This is a genomic window from Dictyobacter kobayashii (assembly GCF_003967555.1).
Taxonomy (GTDB): domain Bacteria; phylum Chloroflexota; class Ktedonobacteria; order Ktedonobacterales; family Ktedonobacteraceae; genus Dictyobacter; species Dictyobacter kobayashii.
This window is the reverse complement of record NZ_BIFS01000002.1, coordinates 834,174-850,612: the sequence shown is the minus strand read 5'-3', so window position 1 is coordinate 850,612 and position 16,439 is coordinate 834,174. Positions and strand designations below refer to the sequence as shown.

At 49.2% G+C, this 16,439-nt stretch carries 18 protein-coding genes; 4 read left to right on the top strand and 14 right to left on the bottom strand.

Annotated features, from left to right (window positions below; translation table 11 throughout):
* Positions 1-11: 11 nt before the first annotated feature.
* The 4 genes from EL645_RS30425 to EL645_RS30410 form a co-directional block, all read right to left on the bottom strand.
* The gene (locus EL645_RS30425; protein WP_126555837.1) at positions 12-623 is read right to left on the bottom strand and encodes a hypothetical protein; all 612 of its coding nucleotides are present in this window, start codon (positions 621-623) and stop codon (positions 12-14) included.
* Between the two features lie 2 nt (positions 624-625).
* Entirely contained in the window at positions 626-1,006 is a 381-nt protein-coding gene (locus tag EL645_RS30420) for a tetratricopeptide repeat protein (protein ID WP_126555834.1), read from the bottom strand.
* 103 nt (positions 1,007-1,109) lie between these two features.
* The gene (locus EL645_RS30415; RefSeq protein ID WP_126555831.1) at positions 1,110-1,979 is read right to left on the bottom strand and encodes an NAD(+)/NADH kinase; all 870 of its coding nucleotides are present in this window, start codon (positions 1,977-1,979) and stop codon (positions 1,110-1,112) included.
* A gap of 122 nt (positions 1,980-2,101) precedes the next feature.
* On the bottom strand, positions 2,102-2,659 hold the full coding sequence (locus EL645_RS30410) for a hypothetical protein (protein WP_246035633.1): 558 nt from the start codon (positions 2,657-2,659) through the stop codon (positions 2,102-2,104).
* A 156-nt stretch (positions 2,660-2,815) separates the two neighbouring features.
* Between EL645_RS30410 and EL645_RS30405 the strand changes: the two genes are divergently transcribed.
* Complete coding sequence (locus EL645_RS30405) at positions 2,816-3,211, top strand: CDI toxin immunity protein (RefSeq protein WP_126555828.1); 396 nt, start codon at positions 2,816-2,818, stop codon at positions 3,209-3,211.
* 123 nt (positions 3,212-3,334) lie between these two features.
* Here the strand turns inward: EL645_RS30405 and EL645_RS30400 are convergent, their stop codons facing one another.
* From EL645_RS30400 to EL645_RS30375, 6 genes are all read right to left on the bottom strand, one after another.
* Positions 3,335-4,357 carry an SGNH/GDSL hydrolase family protein gene (locus tag EL645_RS30400; RefSeq protein WP_126555825.1) on the bottom strand — a complete coding sequence of 341 codons (1,023 nt, stop codon included), beginning with the start codon at positions 4,355-4,357 and terminating at the stop codon, positions 3,335-3,337.
* A 47-nt stretch (positions 4,358-4,404) separates the two neighbouring features.
* Positions 4,405-4,857, bottom strand: a complete 453-nt coding sequence (locus EL645_RS30395; RefSeq protein WP_218032136.1) for a CoA-binding protein — start codon at positions 4,855-4,857, stop codon at positions 4,405-4,407.
* 14 nt (positions 4,858-4,871) lie between these two features.
* Positions 4,872-5,369 carry a CoA-binding protein gene (locus EL645_RS30390; protein ID WP_174845326.1) on the bottom strand — a complete coding sequence of 166 codons (498 nt, stop codon included), beginning with the start codon at positions 5,367-5,369 and terminating at the stop codon, positions 4,872-4,874.
* Positions 5,369-6,706, bottom strand: a complete 1,338-nt coding sequence (locus EL645_RS30385) for an O-acetylhomoserine aminocarboxypropyltransferase/cysteine synthase family protein (protein WP_126555822.1) — start codon at positions 6,704-6,706, stop codon at positions 5,369-5,371. Before EL645_RS30385 ends, EL645_RS30390 begins: the two co-directional genes overlap by 1 nt.
* Before the next feature lie 81 nt (positions 6,707-6,787).
* Positions 6,788-7,732 (bottom strand): YobF C-terminal domain-containing protein, encoded by a 945-nt coding sequence (locus EL645_RS30380; protein ID WP_126555819.1) that lies wholly within the window; start codon positions 7,730-7,732, stop codon positions 6,788-6,790.
* Between the two features lie 314 nt (positions 7,733-8,046).
* Positions 8,047-8,286, bottom strand: coding sequence for a DUF2795 domain-containing protein (locus EL645_RS30375; protein ID WP_126555816.1), 240 nt, complete (start codon positions 8,284-8,286; stop codon positions 8,047-8,049).
* 1,285 nt (positions 8,287-9,571) lie between these two features.
* Here EL645_RS30375 and EL645_RS30370 point away from each other — a divergent pair.
* Both EL645_RS30370 and EL645_RS30365 read left to right on the top strand, forming a co-directional pair.
* The gene (locus EL645_RS30370) at positions 9,572-10,600 is read left to right on the top strand and encodes an alpha-hydroxy acid oxidase (protein WP_126555814.1); all 1,029 of its coding nucleotides are present in this window, start codon (positions 9,572-9,574) and stop codon (positions 10,598-10,600) included.
* An 81-nt stretch (positions 10,601-10,681) separates the two neighbouring features.
* Positions 10,682-11,395, top strand: coding sequence for a DsbA family oxidoreductase (locus EL645_RS30365; protein WP_126555811.1), 714 nt, complete (start codon positions 10,682-10,684; stop codon positions 11,393-11,395).
* Between the two features lie 93 nt (positions 11,396-11,488).
* On the opposite strand, the gene EL645_RS30360 is transcribed toward EL645_RS30365, so the two are convergent.
* The 3 genes from EL645_RS30360 to EL645_RS30350 are packed head-to-tail and all read right to left on the bottom strand — an operon-like array spanning position 11,489 to position 14,763.
* On the bottom strand, positions 11,489-12,394 hold the full coding sequence (locus tag EL645_RS30360; RefSeq protein ID WP_126555808.1) for a carbohydrate ABC transporter permease: 906 nt from the start codon (positions 12,392-12,394) through the stop codon (positions 11,489-11,491).
* A 3-nt stretch (positions 12,395-12,397) separates the two neighbouring features.
* Positions 12,398-13,324 carry a carbohydrate ABC transporter permease gene (locus tag EL645_RS30355; RefSeq protein ID WP_246035632.1) on the bottom strand — a complete coding sequence of 309 codons (927 nt, stop codon included), beginning with the start codon at positions 13,322-13,324 and terminating at the stop codon, positions 12,398-12,400.
* A 35-nt stretch (positions 13,325-13,359) separates the two neighbouring features.
* A complete protein-coding gene (locus tag EL645_RS30350; RefSeq protein ID WP_126555802.1) occupies positions 13,360-14,763 on the bottom strand; it encodes an ABC transporter substrate-binding protein in 1,404 nt (467 codons plus the stop codon).
* Positions 14,764-15,204: 441 nt separating this feature from the next.
* Here EL645_RS30350 and EL645_RS30345 point away from each other — a divergent pair, with 441 nt between their 5' ends.
* Complete coding sequence (locus tag EL645_RS30345) at positions 15,205-15,501, top strand: hypothetical protein (RefSeq protein WP_126555799.1); 297 nt, start codon at positions 15,205-15,207, stop codon at positions 15,499-15,501.
* Between the two features lie 132 nt (positions 15,502-15,633).
* Here the strand turns inward: EL645_RS30345 and EL645_RS30340 are convergent, their stop codons facing one another.
* The gene (locus tag EL645_RS30340; RefSeq protein ID WP_126555796.1) at positions 15,634-16,389 is read right to left on the bottom strand and encodes a 3'-5' exonuclease; all 756 of its coding nucleotides are present in this window, start codon (positions 16,387-16,389) and stop codon (positions 15,634-15,636) included.
* Between the last annotated feature and the right edge of the window lie 50 nt (positions 16,390-16,439).

Genomic DNA, 16,439 nt, shown 5'->3' with positions numbered 1-16,439 from the left:
TACTAGAAAGTTTAGCGTTGCCCTGCTTCAAGCGTGCGAAAATGCTTGATCGCTTCCACAATTGGTGGTATCCCCTGTTCAATTTCTTGTTCATGAACTTCGAACATCAGGGCGGTAAGTTGATCGTCCACACTCAGATATATGCTGCATTCGAGGGTGGCGGTATCCCAGGCTTGTTTATGGGGATGTTCGACTAACTGTGGAAAGTTTGTGCTGGCCAGCGTAAACAATGCATAGCACATATCGGACTCAATTGTCTGCAGTGTAATATGGCGTGCCAGTTGCTGCCGCCGATCCTCTCGCTCCAATCTGGCATAACCTGCACCTGAGAGGACATATTTTTCATCCACCCACTTTGTCGGATCGCCGCCGCGAAAGAGTTGAATGCCCATTTCAATATTGCCATCCAGTTGACCTGCATTGACGCGTTGCTGAAATTGCGTCATCACACGTGTCCGTCTGCGCTGGGCTGCGTTCGCGCCTGCTTCAAAGGCTGTGTGTGCCTCTTCAAATCGATCCAGGTCGCGTAACACATTATTTTGCATGTAGTACGGATCGGGATCTGCTGGATCTAGTTGAATGGCCTGCGCGAGGGCTGTCAGGGCCTCAGCCTCGCGATACATTTCTAGCAGGCTGGCCCCTTATAATAATAAGCCCTGGCATTCTGGGGATCGTGTAGAATGGCTTGTTCTGAGGCGGCCAGGGCTTCTGGATGCAGTTTTAATTGCCAGAGGGCCTGACTTTTCGCGACCCATGTGCTGGCATCGTCTGAATTTAGCAGTAGTGCCTGTTCAAAGGCCTCCAGCGCCCCTACCGGATTATCAAAACGCCGGGCCAGCAGGCTTCCTTTAATCCGATAGAGTTGAGCGTTGGCCGGATCTTGTTGTAGCGCTTGTTTACAGGCTGCCAGAGCCTCTTCATAATGTTTTTGTTGAATTAATGTAGATATATGATTGAAGCTTTCTGATAGAGTTGACTGGTCGTTTGAATTTTTTTCATCTGCCATTGTATATGATCTCCTGTAATGCAAGAGCCGACACCTTCAAAGACACTAAACAGATCATAGCATTCGCCTACAAAGTCAACACTAAGCTGCCCTCTGGCTATTCCTATTCCGGTTGTCCTGCGGATGGCTCATCGATTACCTGTTGGGGACTATGAATCACCTGATAAAAATGCACAGGTGGTTTTCGTCGAATGAAGCGCGTGGTCTGAGAGCTTTTTTGAATGATAACGGTCGAGCCATCCTGGACCTCGCAGTTCCATTGTCCATCTGCTGAGAAGATGCCGCTCTGAGCATTAGTAGCGATTTGAAACTTGATGATAGACCGTTGGGGAATGACCAGGGCTCGATTCTCAGCCAGGTGAGGCGCAATTGGCGTCAGGATACAGGCTTCGACCCTGGGATGCATGATCGGACCTCCTACAGAGAGGTTGTAGGCGGTTGAGCCCGTTGCTGTCGCGAGGATGATGCCATCCCCATAGAATGTGTCAAGATACTGGTTGTCTATCCAGGTCTTTACATATACACCACGAGGCCAGGTGCCGCGCGCGATCATTATGTCGTTAAGCGCCACAAACTCTTGTTGTTCCCCTCCTTGTTTTACAGTGGCATGTAGCATGGCTCGTTCATCTATCCAGACAGATTCGTCGCCATCCAGGTAATATGGCAGCTCATGCTCTAATTCCTGTGGTTCCAGCTCGGTTAGATAGCCGACACGACCAAAATTGATGCCCAGAATGGGGGTACCCTGAGCCGCGTTGAGATGGGCCGCGTGTAGGATTGAGCCATCTCCGCCCAGGACTACCAGCATCTTGCAATCTTTTAGTTGAGGATCGTTCAGTTTATGCTCTTCCCGGCTAAGATTAATAATATATGTATCGTAACCGTGTTGTTGTAATAAAGTAGTCAAATAGGGCACAAATTGCAGGGTCTCAGACTGGTCTTCTTCGTAGAGCAGGGCGATCTTACTCATCATTATTTCCTTTCCCAAACACACTTCATGTATATCTCACATACCACTAAGTATAATGCGTTCCGCCAGTGTCTCCCAGGGACGTGACTCTAACACCGGCTGCTTCAGGCTGGCGGCGGCGGCAATTAACCACTGGCTGTACAGCCACTTGGCGTTGGCTTCTGTTTGCAGTTCTTGCGCTGAGAAATGTGCTGTTCCCGGGCACGTGCCTCAATATTGGCCTGTAGCCTGGCCGCTTCGCTCTCATACAGGAAAACCGTATGTATCTGTCCTTTATCAGTATAGCGCTGCAATAGCGGGCGTTCCACCAGTTCAGGGAGGATATTATCTCCCTCAATAATCAGTGGTGCGTCGGTATCGATATGATTGGCAATCACGATTTCAAGCGCCGGGATCAGTGCCCGGCTGCTGGCGATCAGGCCATCACATAATGTTTCTGCCGCTAACTGCCAGATATGGGAGGTCTCGGCGAAAAAATAGAGGTCGCGCGTCGCCTGTTGTTGCGGCAGAGCTACCTGGCTATGCTGGAAGGCCAGGCGTAGATCATCGACCTGCAGCCAGGGCAGGCCTAGACGTAGCCCTAACTGGCGCGCCACTTCAGTTTTGCCGCTACCTGAGGAGCCCCCGATTAACAATACTTTCCAATCAGTTCGTTGCCATCTATTATTTATTGCTGTGTTCATCTTTCAATGATCTTCTATTAGTATGTACCATAGCAAGAGTTGTTGCCGCTTCTTCACTGATCAGGTAATCAACCGAAAGCTGATATCAATCGCGTTTAACTGATGAATACTACTGATCTAATCTGTTACATGCTTTATTGTTGAGAGGAGTACAGGATGTCACAAGTTGAAGCGTGTTTGCGCTCTATTGGTCAGGATGCGCGGCCATTATCTAAAGAGCAAACGGCCACCATGGTTAATCAATTTATGTTACGCTTCCCATTTACTAATTGGGGCAGAATTGATTGGTCGCAGATTGCGTCACAACTGGATATTGAAAATATAGCTGAAATCATTCCTGGCCTGCAGCGAGCACAAAAAAACCTGCAGGCCCCTGTATATATCATCTGGGATAATGCGACCGTTCCCAGTGTGGAGAGCCGGTTGCCGCAGATATTGGAACATCTGGATGATGTGACCGCCGTCAGCTTTGATACCTGGCTTTTCAGCCCTGTGGTCGGTTATGTAATTGAGTTTTATCACGAGGGCGACATCAAAATAGGCTTCTTTTAAGCCGTTCAGCGCTGAAATCTTTTCTTACCCCTGAGGTATTGCACTTGTTCCCATCGCTAATCAATTACTCCTCTAATGGATCTGGCTACTGGCCGTTAACGGGCCGGTAGCCATTGTGTAGCTTTATTTTTGTATATATTGATTAATCTTTTGCGCCAGCCGGTTGGCAATGATCTCCATTCCTAGATCTGAGGGATGGACCAGGTCTATTGACAGCCCTGCGGTTGTGAGGAGCTCGTTACCGGGTAGATAGATCAGCCTGGGCAGCCGCAAACGCTCAACTACTTCTTTGACGGCTTGTCTGTACGCGTTGACCCTGGGATCATGGATGATGTCCATATTCATGGTGAAGAGATCGATACAGAAGATCCATTTGTCCTGGTTCTGTTGTGCGATGCGGGTGACAAACGCTTCTGTGCGCGCTTTAAAATCTTCTGTACTCCAGGTACCGATTACGTTGATGCCCATTTCCAGGGTGGCGATATCCCATGTTCCCAGTTGGGCAATGTATTCTGCCAGTGCTTCATCCATATGGGCACTGCCCGCGAAGCCAAGGTTGGTCAGGTCGGCATTCAGTATGCGGGCCGTACGCATGGCGTAGCTCCCTGTAGGCGTTGACGAGTTGCCCCCATGCGTAATAGATGAACCATAGGCCAGATATTTCCTGGCTGGTACCTGCTCTGGCCGTGGCGGCTCGATATCTCCTTCGATTGCGATCAATCTGTTGGACCAATCATAGGGTAAAATAATGCGTATCAATGCGGGATCAAAGCCAGCATGTCCCGCTGAGGTGTAGAGCTGCTTGAGTTGAGGTAGTGTATCCTGTTGTCGTGTGAGCATGATTTCTACTATGTCCTGCCCGATGTATCTGGGTGTCTCTGTATACTGACCGGAAAATGGTCCATGATAGACTTCTAACAGTCCGATGGTTGCCGCGCCCGGCTCACGCCGCAGCAAGATACGCGCCTGTTCACCACGCAAATTGAAACGAATCTCGCAGCCTGAACCATTGAATGCCGTCTGCTGTGCTGCTTCATTCAGATTTCTGCGCACGGCATCTGGTACGCGACTGAGCTGCCAGCCTTCTCCTTGCTCGACTGGCACCAATTCCTGCACATTATAGAGTTCAGCATTTTGATAAAGCATCCAGGATTCCTTTCCTCATTGAATATTTAGCAACTGCGCGCTAGCGGTTAAACGAAGGCGGAGCCACCAAAGAAGCGGGCATGCTCAACTTTAATACACTTATCCTCGATATAGATGAGTCCGGCAGCCTGTGCTCGCCGTCTGGTCTCTGTGTTGGCAATACCCAATTGTAACCAGAGCGCTTTAGCGCCCACACTGGCAGCCTCATCCGCAAAGGGAGGCGTCTGTTCAGGGCGCCGAAACACGTTGACGATCTCGATCTGCTTGCCAGCCGCTCTGGCATCCGCCAGCGTCGCATAGACACGTTGCCCCAGAATCTGCTGACCTGCATACAGGGGATTAATAGGAATAATATCATAGCCAGCTTCTTGCATATAAGCCGACACGTCCCGACTTGGTCGGCGCGGTTTCGCCGATAGCCCGACCACCGCGATATGCTTATAATCTCCCAGGATCTTTATTATTGCATCGGGCATCAAATAATTTGTCTCGTCTGCCATAATATCCCCTTGCCTTAGAGTTTACGCGATAAGATCACGCCGGTGTTGAGTCCGATGGTATGCAGGCCACCGAAGAAGCGGGCGTGCTCCATCTTGACACAGCGATCCTGCACAAAGACCAGGCCAGCCTCACGCGCCTGCTTGCCAGTCTCTTCGTTGCGCACTCCTAGCTGAAGCCAGAGTACTTTTGCTCCAATCTTGACGGCCTCGGCCACAAAGGGCGGCGTATCTTCTGCTTTGCGGAAGATATCGACGATCTCGATCTGCTCCCCGGCGGCCCTGGCCTCACTTAAGGAGGCATAGACACGCTTGCCCAGGATGGTTTTGCCGGCATAGCGTGGATTGATCGGGATGATGTCGTAGCCCTCGGCCTGCAGATAGATGGCGACAAAGTGGCTGGGCCGATAAGGATCGGCCGATAGTCCCACGATGGCGATATGTTTATACTGCTTCAGTAGCTTTAAGCGGTCGTACATATCGGGTGTGAGCGCCTGTGCTGTGTTTTCAGCCATTATTCTGCCCCTTTCTCTGTGTCCCTGTTTTTCTGTACGTTTGCTGTAGCTTTGCCCAGCGCCTGGTCCAGATCCCAGAGGATATCTTCGATGTTTTCCAGGCCAATTGAGAGGCGAATCAGGTCGGGCGTCACGCCACCGGCAAGCAAATCTTCTTCCGATAGCTGTTGATGAGTAGTGCTGGCTGGATGGATGATCAGGCTGCGCGCATCGCCAACGTTGGCCAGGTGTGCAAAGAGCCTGACGTTATTGATCACAGCCTTGCCAGCCTCATAGCCGCCTTTGACGCCAAAGGTGAAGATAGCGCCCCCACCACGGGGCAGATAGTGTTTGGCCAGTTCATGGGAGCGGTCCTCAGGCAGACCTGAATAGCGTACCCAGCTCACGGCTGGATGTTCTTGCAAGAATCTGGCAACCTGCAGCGCATTCTGACAGTGACGATCCATGCGTAGTGAGAGCGTCTCTAAGCCCTGGAGTAGCAGAAATGAGTTGAAAGGACTCAGACTGGGGCCGGTATCGCGTACCGTTTCGACGCGGGCCTTCATCACAAAACAGAAATCACCAAAGGTCTCGTAGAAGCGTACACCGTGGTAGCCGGGCGATGGGTCAACGATATGGGCGAACTTCCCATTGTCCCAGGGGAACTTCCCATTTTCGATTAAGACGCCGCCGATGGATGTGCCATGGCCGCCGATGAATTTGGTGGCGGAGTGCACCACAATGTCTGCTCCATGCTCAAAGGGACGGCAGAGGTAAGGCGTGGCAAAGGTATTGTCGATGATCAGTGGCACACCAGCTTCGTGGGCGATATCCGCGATGGTCCGTATATCCAGCACATCGCCGCCAGGATTGCCGATGGTCTCTCCATAGAAGGCGCGCGTCTTCGGCGTGAGCGCGCGTCGAAAGTTTTCTGGATCGGTACTATCCACAAAAATGGTATTGATACCCCAGGTGCGCAGGGTCAGATCAAACTGCGTGTGCGTACCACCATAGAGATTGCTGGCCGCCACCAGTTCATCGCCTGGCCGTAGTAGCGTCATCATCACGGCCATCTGGGCTGCCATTCCCGACGCGGTCGCCACCGCGCCTGTGCCACCTTCCAGGGCGGCAATGCGCTCCTCAAAGGCGGCAGTGGTAGGATTCATAATGCGTGTATAGATATTCCCAAAGCGTTGTAGCGCAAAGAGATGGGCGGCATGATCGGTATCATCAAAGATATATGAAGTTGTCTGATAGATTGGTACTGCCTGGGCGCCCGTGGTTGGATCAGGCCGTTGCCCAGCATGCAGGGCCAGCGTATCAAAACCAAAGACGTGATCGCCATCGATTTCTGGCATTGCTCTATTTTCTCCTGCTCACTGTAGTATATAGATCTTATTACTACATAGCATATGAATTTTAGTGGTTAAATGGCAAGTCTATGCCAGTGCCTCGATTAACTGCTGCTCGCTGGTGAGCAGTTGGTCTATGATGCCAGCCACTTCCGGCCAGCGTTTGTGGATTCCCAGATACTGGGCATGGCCTACCAGGAGCGCCTGTTGTTCCATCGCTCGTGCCCCTTCAGGGAGATTAGCTTCGCTGAGAAACGCTGCCGCATCCAGTGAGCGTTTTCCAGCCAGCGGAAAAACAAATGCGGTCAACATGTCCTGTAGCTCTTTTGGCCTGTGTGGTGCTCGTAACTGTTCGGCCAGCATGCGCAATGCCGCCACACCATTGTATACCTGCGGACCATCTAATTCTAACCTGAGATTTTCTCGTATGGTTGGCAGGACACGTTGGATCATTTCCTGGCGCGTAAGCTTTTCTTGCAACTGGAAATGGGCCCGAAATGTGTAGGGACCTTGCTTATAATCAATTTTATCGGCGTGCCAGGCTTTCATGAATTCTGGGATTGAGAGGCGAGCATAAGGATACTTCCAGGGATCGTGGATAAGTACATGATCATCTTCAATGGCCATGACCATAATAAAGTGATCGGTTCCTCCCAGGTAGGTGTGTGAGGGGTTATATGTGAGATAGCCTACGTCAACAGGTCCAACCAGTGCTGGTGCCTGCTTGACCGCTTCCCTCAGGCGGGTCAGTGCCAGGTGAGAGGGTCCTCCTCGTTGCTCACGGCAGCTCCACCCTAACGCACGTATGGCCAGCGTTAGCCCATTATCTGGATCCATTTCGGCACTATTAAAGAAGGCTAGTCCACCATTATCCAGTTGTAGATACATCTTGCCAAAAGGCATTGTTGTTAAGCACTCCAGAAAACCGGGCTCTGGTAGATCTTGCTTATCTGCCCTGGCCGCCAGTAAGCTCATATGTAAGCTATTAGCAAAACAATAATCACTATTACCGGTGAAAGCAACAAAAGACATAATAAATAGCTCCTTCTGTATTATCGCTTTCGAAACTCCATTATCAAGCAATTCACTTTCTTACCAGAAGATCATAGCATAAAAAAATCATAATTTTCAATACTTTAGATGCTTCAATTTCATATTCATGCAATTAATATTTTAAAAAGATTAGCATATTTTTACCGCGGAAAATTTAAAGAGGACATTTTTTCTTAAACATTGCCAGTCAGGCAACGATCCTGAGTACCCCTATAATCTTCCCAGCACACAAGTAAGTACGGGAGAAGGCGGCTTAAGACCATCTTCTCCCGTACTTACTTGTGTGCTGAGGGCTAGAAATCGCGTTTGCCGCCAGCCTGAGATTTGTTCTGGTCGCTTGAACCAGAATTGAGGGTCTTGCTGACCTCGCTAACCGAGTTGAACTGCTGCTGAGCAGGCAACTGGCGCAAAGCATTGCAAACCTGCTCGTCCGCACCCTGCTGGCGTGCATGAGCAACGATTTCCTCGCGCTTGGCTGGGAAATGCATATTTTTCAAATGTTTCTCGATATTGAGTGATTCGGCTGTAGCCATAGTAAATCCTCCTTAGAACGTCATAAGGGACGTTCGAAAATGTTCGAAATTATTATGAAATGTTCGAACTTACTGCGAAATACTCCAAATTTGTAATACAACAAATTTGAATGACTTCTGTTATTAGACTACTACCACTTAGAAGACACACATGTTTATCTGTAGATATTTTTGACTGCTACCAGTTCAATGTGTATCCCAAAACCACTATCCTCGCGGCCAAAACCACTCATTTCGGAACAAGCAACCTTAAGGAAACAAAAAGGCACCCACGGATAAAGCGGTCCCCCAACACGAAACGCGAAAACCCGTAGGTGAAACCGTTGAAACCGTAGGTGCGACCCTCAGCGGTCGCTTGCCACCCTCCGCAGAGCGGTGGCCCAGTATCCCAGCGATTGAGTACCTCGTGGTATCATCCCTTTCTCCCCGCGGTGCCCAAAAGCGGACCATGCTTTTGGGCACCGCGGGGACCGAGGTGTCAGAGGTAAGGGGCCGAGCGGCGATGATACCGGGCTCCACTACCGGTGGAGCAAGCGACCGCTGAGGGTCGCACCTACGGTTTCAACGGTTTCAACGGTTTCAACGGTTTCACCTACGGGGTTTTCGCTGTTCTTGTCGCTTTGGTTTTCCTGGTCATTGACATGTTTGTCATTCATGTTTTCATTTTTTAATGGATGTCATTTCGAATTCGAATTCGTGAATTAATTTTAATTGTAAATAGTATCAAGATACTATTTCGAATTCGAATCTTTGAGTCAAGATAATGTTAATATTTATTCACAATTTACTGTGACACATCTGTCATTTTGAGCTGAAAATAGATTTTTTGTGACATATATGACATTAATGTATATTCATAATATATTATGACATATTTGTCATTTATCGTATATTCTGACATATATGTCCAGCTTTACCTGTCAACTTTGATAGTAGGGCTATCATACTTGCCAATCCTGACAATGGATTGTCATACCTGTCAACTTTGACTTACCAACGCGGACAATGCAGATTATTTTTCTTATATCCTTTTAGAAAAAAACATAATTTTCATAGAGAAATTTCTTTTTATCATACTTGCTTCCTGCTTATGCAGCAAGCCCTGAAATGAGTATTTGGTGTTTGAATATTACGCATAAAAATATTTATACAGGAGTGTTAGATTGTAGTAGTATTTATAATAATCTTTATGATTGACTTATAGCTAAGCTATTGGATAAAATAGCGTACTGATAAGTTTTTATCATAAATAAATCATGACTTATTAGAAAAGGTTTTTTGAGCTATGGAGACAATTGTCCAGGTTAGTCAGTATGAGGAATTGGCTCGTAGCAGAGTGGATGAGGCTGCGTGGTGTTATATTGCAAGCGGTACTGGTAGAGAGCAGACGTTGCGTGGAAATGTGGCCGCGTTTGAGCAGTTCTGGTTGCGCCCTAGAGTTTTGGTTCCGACCGCTGGCTGTGATATGGGGACGACTGTATTGGGCACACCGATCAGTCTGCCTGTTATGGCTGCTCCTACGGGCTTTCAGAAGTTACTGCATCCCGCTGGTGAAGCCGCCTCCGCGAGGGGCACGGGCCTGGCACAGACCCTCTACGTCGCTAGCTCTAGCGCCACTACGAGTTTAGAAGAGATCGCCTCAGCCACCAGTGGTCCTTTGTGGTTCCAACTATACATGTACAAGGAGCGTGTCTTATCTGAACAGCTGGTTCGCCGGGCCGAGCAGGCAGGTTATCGAGCCATTGTTGTCACACTTGACACTCCCTATTATGGACGCAAAGAACGTTTTGCGCGTAAGAACTATAGCTTTCCTGAGCATATCGCCAAAGCTAATTTTAGCGCTGAGCAGGATGATACGGTTGATAGCGAAATGGGTTGGGACATCTTTGACTGGCTGCGCACCATCACGGATTTGCCATTATTGGCCAAGGGTATTTTGACGGCAGAAGATGCTGAATTGGCTGTGCAGCACGGTGTCGCTGGTATTATCGTCTCCAACCATGGTGGTCGACAATTGGATGCCGCGCTACCCAGCGTTCTGGCCTTACCTGAAGTTGTGCTCGCTGTACAGGGCCGTGTTGAAGTTTATCTGGATGGCGGCATTCGTAGCGGAACAGACGTCTTCAAGGCCCTGGCGTTGGGCGCTCGCGCGGTCCTGGTCGGTCGTCCCATGCTCTGGGGACTGGCGGTCGCTGGCGCTCAAGGGGTCACCCATGTCTTTGATATCTTGCGTGAAGAATTACAATATGCCATGGCCCTCTCTGGCTGCCCTGCCCTGTCCGCTATTACCCCCTCATTGATCAAGCATCAATAAATATGAATATTGTCTATATCTATTGATATGAGAATAAAATGCCTGCTTTCATTGTTCTGATAATCAGAAAAGGAGGCGCATATGAAAGTAGAAATCTGGTCCGATGTGGCCTGTCCCTGGTGTTATATTGGTAAACGCCGTTTTGAGGCCGCTCTGGCCGAGTTTAAGCATAAAGATCAGGTTGAGGTGATCTGGCGTAGCTATCAGCTCGATCCTTCGGCTCCACGCACTTCTGATACTAAAATGGCAGATGTGCTGGCACAGAAATATGGTGTCAGTGTACAGCAGGCTGCGGCTATGAATGAGCGTGTGAGTACGCTGGCCGCTGAAGTGGGCCTGGATTATCATATGGAAGATATTCGCCATAGCAATACTTTTGATGCTCATCGCTTGATCCACCTGGCCGCCCACCATAATTTGCAGGATGCCGCGAAAGAGCGTCTGCTGAAGGCATATTTTACCGAGGGCGCTTCGGTCGGTGATACAGAGACGCTGGTAAAGCTGGCTGCTGAAGTTGGTATCGATCCTGAAGAGGCACGTTCTGTCCTGGCTGGCAACACCTATACTGATGAGTTTGAAGCAGACATTGAGCGTGCCCGTATGTTTGGCATTCAAGGTGTACCATTCTTTGCGATTGACGAGAAGTATGGTGTTTCTGGCGCCCAGCCAACCGAGGTTTTCAAACAGGTGTTAGATCAGGCCTGGGCCGAGTCACATCCTTTGATCAAAGTTGGTAGCGCGGGTACTGATAGCGGTTATTGTGAAGGTGACAATTGCGTCATTCCCCAGAACTAGCAGAATATTGTAGAACTCTGTCTCTATTCAAAAAGGCCGTCGCTGAGCTCGTTTAGCGATGGCCTTTCTGTTTACCCGGTTGCTTTGTCGTGGCTAGCCTTTAACGCCTGTAAGTGTGATGCCCTGGATAAAGGTCTTCTGAGCAAAGAAGAATAATACAAGTACAGGAATTAACATGACGGTACTGGCCGCCATCAGCGCACCAAATTCAGTGCTGTACTGACCCTGGAAGAAGGAGAGGCCCAGGGAAATGGTGTAGTGTTGCGAGTCACTGAGATAGATCAAGGGTCCCAGGAAGTCGCTCCATGATCCCAGGAACTGAAAGAGCGCGACCGTGGCCAGGGCTGGTTTAGATAGTGGCAGGATCAATTGCCAGTAGATGGCCAGCTCGTTTGCCCCGTCAATGCGTGCCGCTTCCGACAATTCTTTGGGAATAGTCATAAAGAACTGGCGCAGCAGGAAGATATAGATGGGGATGCCACAATAGGTGGGTACGATCAATGGCAGGTAGGTATTGACCCAGCCCCAGGCTTTGAACAGCGTGAAGAGGGGTACCATGGTTATATAAAAAGGAATCATGGTGGTGGCCAGGATGATTATAAACAGCGGTGTGCGCAGTGGCCAATCGATCTTGGCCAATCCATAGGCCACGAAAGAGCAGGAGAAGACCGCTCCGATGACGGCGAACAGGCAGATGATCAGGGTGTTGAGCACATAAAGCCCGAAGGGTACCGCCTGCAGTCCGTAGATATAGTGTTCCAGCGTAATTGGGTCTGGGAACCAGACAATCGGGAAGGCGCTTAGCTGCGCATTGATCTTCAGTGAGCCTGTCACCATCCAGAAAAATGGAATGATGAAGATAATACTCAACACGATCAAGGCGATATGTGCCAGTATCTGGGTCCTGGGCTTAAGCTTGCGGTTCGTTTCATCTCCTTGCGTTGCTGCTGGTCGGACAATTTCTAAATCTTCTGGATAGAGGTTTTCTTGAACGGCCATAATTTATGCTCCTCCATAATAGACGCGCTTAGCAACCACACGGAAGGTAATTGCAGTACAGAGCAGAATGATGATGAAGAGGACCCAACCCATGGCGTTGGCATAGCCCACTTTAAAGTAGCGGAAGGCATTCTGATAGAGGTATAGGGCGGCAATCAGGGTTGAACCTGCGGGATCACCATTGCCATTGGTGAGCACAAAAGCCGGGGCAAAGTATTGAAAGCCGGCAATCAGTCCTGTGACCAGCGCGAAGAACAGGTGCGGGCTGAGGAATGGTAAGGTCACATGCCGGAAGCGATTCCAGGCGGTCGCTCCATCGACCTGCGCGGCGTCCTGTAGATCGCGTGGCACATCCTGTAGTCCGGCGAGCAAGATGATCATCAGGTTTCCGACTCCCCAGAGGCTGAGCAGGATCAGCGCTGGCTTAGACCAGTCGGGACTGGATAGCCAACCGGGCCCTGTAATACCGAACAGGTTTAAGATATTATTGAGGATCCCGTACTGAGGATTAAACACATAACCGAAAACAACAGCCGAGGCTACGATTGGCACAATACTCGGTAGATAAAAGATTGTGCGGTAAATGGCGATGCCTCTGGTTTTGATATTGAGTAGTAGTGCCAGCGATAGTGCAACGATTATGCCCAGCGGCACTGAAAAGATGATAATGTAGACAGTATTGTAGAGTGAGCTCCACCAGTTGTCGTCTGCGAACAGATCGGTATAGTTAGTCAGGCCAATAAATTTATATGGGCCAAACATCGAGTACGAGGTGAAGCTATAGTAAAAAGACATGATCAGCGGATAAGCGGTAAATAAGAGGAGGCCAATAATGGCCGGTGAGGTGAAGAAGAGGCCCCATAAGAAATTTCGGCGCTTTTGGGGACTCCATTGTCTTTTCTGGGCACGTGGCACATTTACTGTAGACACCAGAACCTCCTTGTTGTGCTCTATCTGTGCGTTGTTTACAGACCATGCTCGCGGTTGAAATCATCCCACTCTTTTGTAGTACGCTGCTTGACTGCCTTTAGGGCCTCTAAGGGAGTCATCTTGCCATATACAGCATTGCCAACCATATCGTTGAGTATTCCAGCATAGAATGAGCCCACTGGAATCGAGGGTCGGGAATGTTTGGCGTTGACTAGAGTGGTATAGAACGGAGCCATAATAGGATCGTTCTTGATTTCTTGTAGTACTGGCGCTTTATTGTACGCTGGTGGAAAGCCCACAGTGTCCCATTGGGCCTTGGTACCTTCATCGCTGATGCTTACCCACTTGATAAATTCCCAGGCGGCATCGGGATTTTTCGCGCCAGTCGGGATAAAGAGGCTCCAGCCGCCCAACCAGCCTCCGGCTCCTGGTTGTGTGGCTCCTGGGCCCTGTGATGGTAGGAGACCGGCTCCGATTTTCATGTTGGGGAGGGCTTTGACGATGTCGCGATAATTGGTCGCTACAAGGGCGGCCATACCGATATTGCCAGTCGAGAATGGATGCAATTGCAGATTTGGTGGACTAACCGCTACCCGGTCAGCGCCCCCGACATTTTTAGCATATTGCACGATCCATTCCAATGCTTTAACAATGTACTCATCATCAGGGGTAACAACCTGTTTCTGCCGATCGTAGAATTCCCCTCCAAAGGCCCAACCCCAGGTGAAAAGGGAATTGCTGGCTCCATAGGTATCCCAGGGCACCATGCCGATACGTGACACATTGCCATTGGTGGTCTTATTGATCTTCTGTGAAAATTCATTGACCTCATCAATGGTCTGGGGACCCTTTTCCGGATCGAGTCCGACCTGCTCAAAGATCTGCTTGTTCCAGAAGAAGGGGAAATTAGCATCGGCATCCCACTGTACCTGCCAGACCTTTCCCTGCCAGTTCATATCATTCCAGGCGGCAGGCCAGAAATCATCTCCGGTAACGCCTGCGGCCTTGATATAAGGGGTCAGGTCGGTCATCACGCCCAGGGCAGCCCATTGAGGGGTACTGAACGGCGTGAGCTGTGCCAGGTCGGGTGGAGTACCACCAGCGATTGCTGTCAGCAACTTAGGATTATCACCGCCGCCACCACCGCCGGCTGGTGCATAAGTGATCTTTACACCAATCTCGGATTGAGATTCTTCAAATTTGCGGGCCAGGTTGACCCAATGATCGTTATCGGCCCCACTGAACACATTGTAGAGCTCGATAACAGTTTTTCGTCCCTGCGCAGCCTCTTTACCTTGCGCAGAAAGACTGGGTGAGGGGGCTCCTAGAATGACGCCGCAGCCAGAGAGCGTCAGTGCCGTTGTCCCTAACCCTATTGTTTTCAATGCAGTCCGCCGACTTAGCCGACGTGCTAAATTGCGCTGAAGATTGTTGGTCAATGCCTTCTCCTTTGAGGTAATAGACAAACTCTCTTAGTCAGGCAACCGGGTTACATGCTATATATGACGATTTTGAGCGTATGGTTTTAACACATTTCTTACACAATTTTTTGCTTTTAATAAAATTTCACTTCATCTTCATATAAGATGTAAAACAAACTCAAAACGAAATAAAAAACACAACAATTCGAAATGAATACGAATCTAAGCGAAAGATCCTCGGATAGTCCCTATATACCAGAGTTTATATTTTCACCTGTGCTGCAACGGCGGCACAGGTGAAAATATAAACTCTGGTATATAAAGAATTACCCTTGACAGGGAAATCGATTATCATATATGTTATCTTTAGGGCTTGAAAAAATAGCTGAAGTTCTTTGTACAGGTTATTTCGGTTTTATATTTGCTGAGATAATCATGGCCAATGGAGGTTTCAGAACCATGCCAGAGCAAGAAAACAGACCACAAGATGTTAATGCCCAACCAACGAATCCAGAACAATTCCAGGCTGCCCGTGAGGCGGCTGAGCAGAAAATCGATCAAGCCATTGATCAGTTCGCATCTAAGATTCCAGGTGCAGAGCAATATGTTGGTCATGCCAAAGAAGCTGCTTCAGGAGTACTAAACAACCTGGAAAAAGAGGCAGAGGGCCGGCTAGGCGGCATTGTGAATAGCGCCAGTGGTATCCTGGGTGGATTGTTTGGGAAGCGCAAAAAGGAGGAGCCGCCCCCCAGTTAGTATCCAGGCATCTTTTTTCGTAACCTGTAATCTACGTTATGGCATCCCGGTGACCTGAAAATAGGATGTTTACGCGTTGCCGGAATGTCCGTTTTTATTTCTTTATATTTAAAATATTTCCCTGGCCTATAATTAGTCTGTCACATTCGCCAATACCAGCAGCAATTGCCTGACTGCTTCTGCGTTTTCGCTGGCCTGCTGGTTCCCGATCCCAATCCCAAATTCAGCGCATGCCTCATTGAGATCATAAATCTTATATTCGCGTTCCGAGATTTTTTCCCCCGCATATAATGCATACTTGGTCATCATGCAGTGCGAGACGATGGCTGGCAGCGCCAGTTGATAGCGAGCCGCCGCCTGGCGCAAGCTGCGCAGATAGAAGGCCGCATCATAAATAATCAGCTCGTTTTGAATCAATAAAGGATAGATCTGGGGCCAGATATCTGGAAAGCTGGGGGCCTGCGTCAGCTGGTTAGTTACAATGCCCTGTACATCTCCACTAATAGACGTGATTGGCTGTCCAGGTTTGATGAGTGAATTAAAGATTATCTGCCCGTAGATATCTACAATGGCTAGCTCAACAATTTCATCAATAGTAGCTAGCGTGGCGGTTTTGATGGAGAGGATCAGAGGTCTGCGCCTGACAATTTGTTGGGCCCAGCGTAGCACGGCAGGTCGCTCAATTGGACTGGCAGGAGGCGCTGAGGGAGCAGTAGACATGGGAGGCAGTGCTTTCCTGTTATTTATTGCCTGTATAGCCTTTTCTGGCGTGGTTGTTTTTCCCTGTGGATCTTTTAATATCCATTGATTATTTTCTTTGGCCCAACGATAGCCATGGCGTTTGAGCGCCGCATTCTGTTGGCTCCGTTCGTCGTTATCCAGCGCCATTTCTCTAGCTCTCCTCTCAAGCAATCGATGATCTAGGTGAAATATATCAT

What these genes read in the sequence shown, in the direction of transcription:
- EL645_RS30380 (WP_126555819.1), bottom strand. Translation starts at nt 7,732, where the DNA reads ATGTCTTTTGTTGCTTTCACCGGTAATAGTGATTATTGTTTTGCTAAT.
- EL645_RS30405 (WP_126555828.1), top strand. Translation starts at nt 2,816, where the DNA reads ATGTCACAAGTTGAAGCGTGTTTGCGCTCTATTGGTCAGGATGCGCGG.
- EL645_RS30340 (WP_126555796.1), bottom strand. Translation starts at nt 16,389, where the DNA reads ATGGCGCTGGATAACGACGAACGGAGCCAACAGAATGCGGCGCTCAAA.
- EL645_RS30410 (WP_246035633.1), bottom strand. Translation starts at nt 2,659, where the DNA reads ATGAACACAGCAATAAATAATAGATGGCAACGAACTGATTGGAAAGTA.
- EL645_RS30385 (WP_126555822.1), bottom strand. Translation starts at nt 6,706, where the DNA reads ATGCCAGAAATCGATGGCGATCACGTCTTTGGTTTTGATACGCTGGCC.
- EL645_RS30425 (WP_126555837.1), bottom strand. Translation starts at nt 623, where the DNA reads ATGTATCGCGAGGCTGAGGCCCTGACAGCCCTCGCGCAGGCCATTCAA.
- EL645_RS30370 (WP_126555814.1), top strand. Translation starts at nt 9,572, where the DNA reads ATGGAGACAATTGTCCAGGTTAGTCAGTATGAGGAATTGGCTCGTAGC.
- EL645_RS30400 (WP_126555825.1), bottom strand. Translation starts at nt 4,357, where the DNA reads ATGCTTTATCAAAATGCTGAACTCTATAATGTGCAGGAATTGGTGCCA.
- EL645_RS30420 (WP_126555834.1), bottom strand. Translation starts at nt 1,006, where the DNA reads ATGGCAGATGAAAAAAATTCAAACGACCAGTCAACTCTATCAGAAAGC.
- EL645_RS30365 (WP_126555811.1), top strand. Translation starts at nt 10,682, where the DNA reads ATGAAAGTAGAAATCTGGTCCGATGTGGCCTGTCCCTGGTGTTATATT.
- EL645_RS30395 (WP_218032136.1), bottom strand. Translation starts at nt 4,857, where the DNA reads ATGGCAGACGAGACAAATTATTTGATGCCCGATGCAATAATAAAGATC.
- EL645_RS30345 (WP_126555799.1), top strand. Translation starts at nt 15,205, where the DNA reads ATGCCAGAGCAAGAAAACAGACCACAAGATGTTAATGCCCAACCAACG.
- EL645_RS30360 (WP_126555808.1), bottom strand. Translation starts at nt 12,394, where the DNA reads ATGGCCGTTCAAGAAAACCTCTATCCAGAAGATTTAGAAATTGTCCGA.
- EL645_RS30390 (WP_174845326.1), bottom strand. Translation starts at nt 5,369, where the DNA reads ATGGCTGAAAACACAGCACAGGCGCTCACACCCGATATGTACGACCGC.
- EL645_RS30415 (WP_126555831.1), bottom strand. Translation starts at nt 1,979, where the DNA reads ATGATGAGTAAGATCGCCCTGCTCTACGAAGAAGACCAGTCTGAGACC.
- EL645_RS30375 (WP_126555816.1), bottom strand. Translation starts at nt 8,286, where the DNA reads ATGGCTACAGCCGAATCACTCAATATCGAGAAACATTTGAAAAATATG.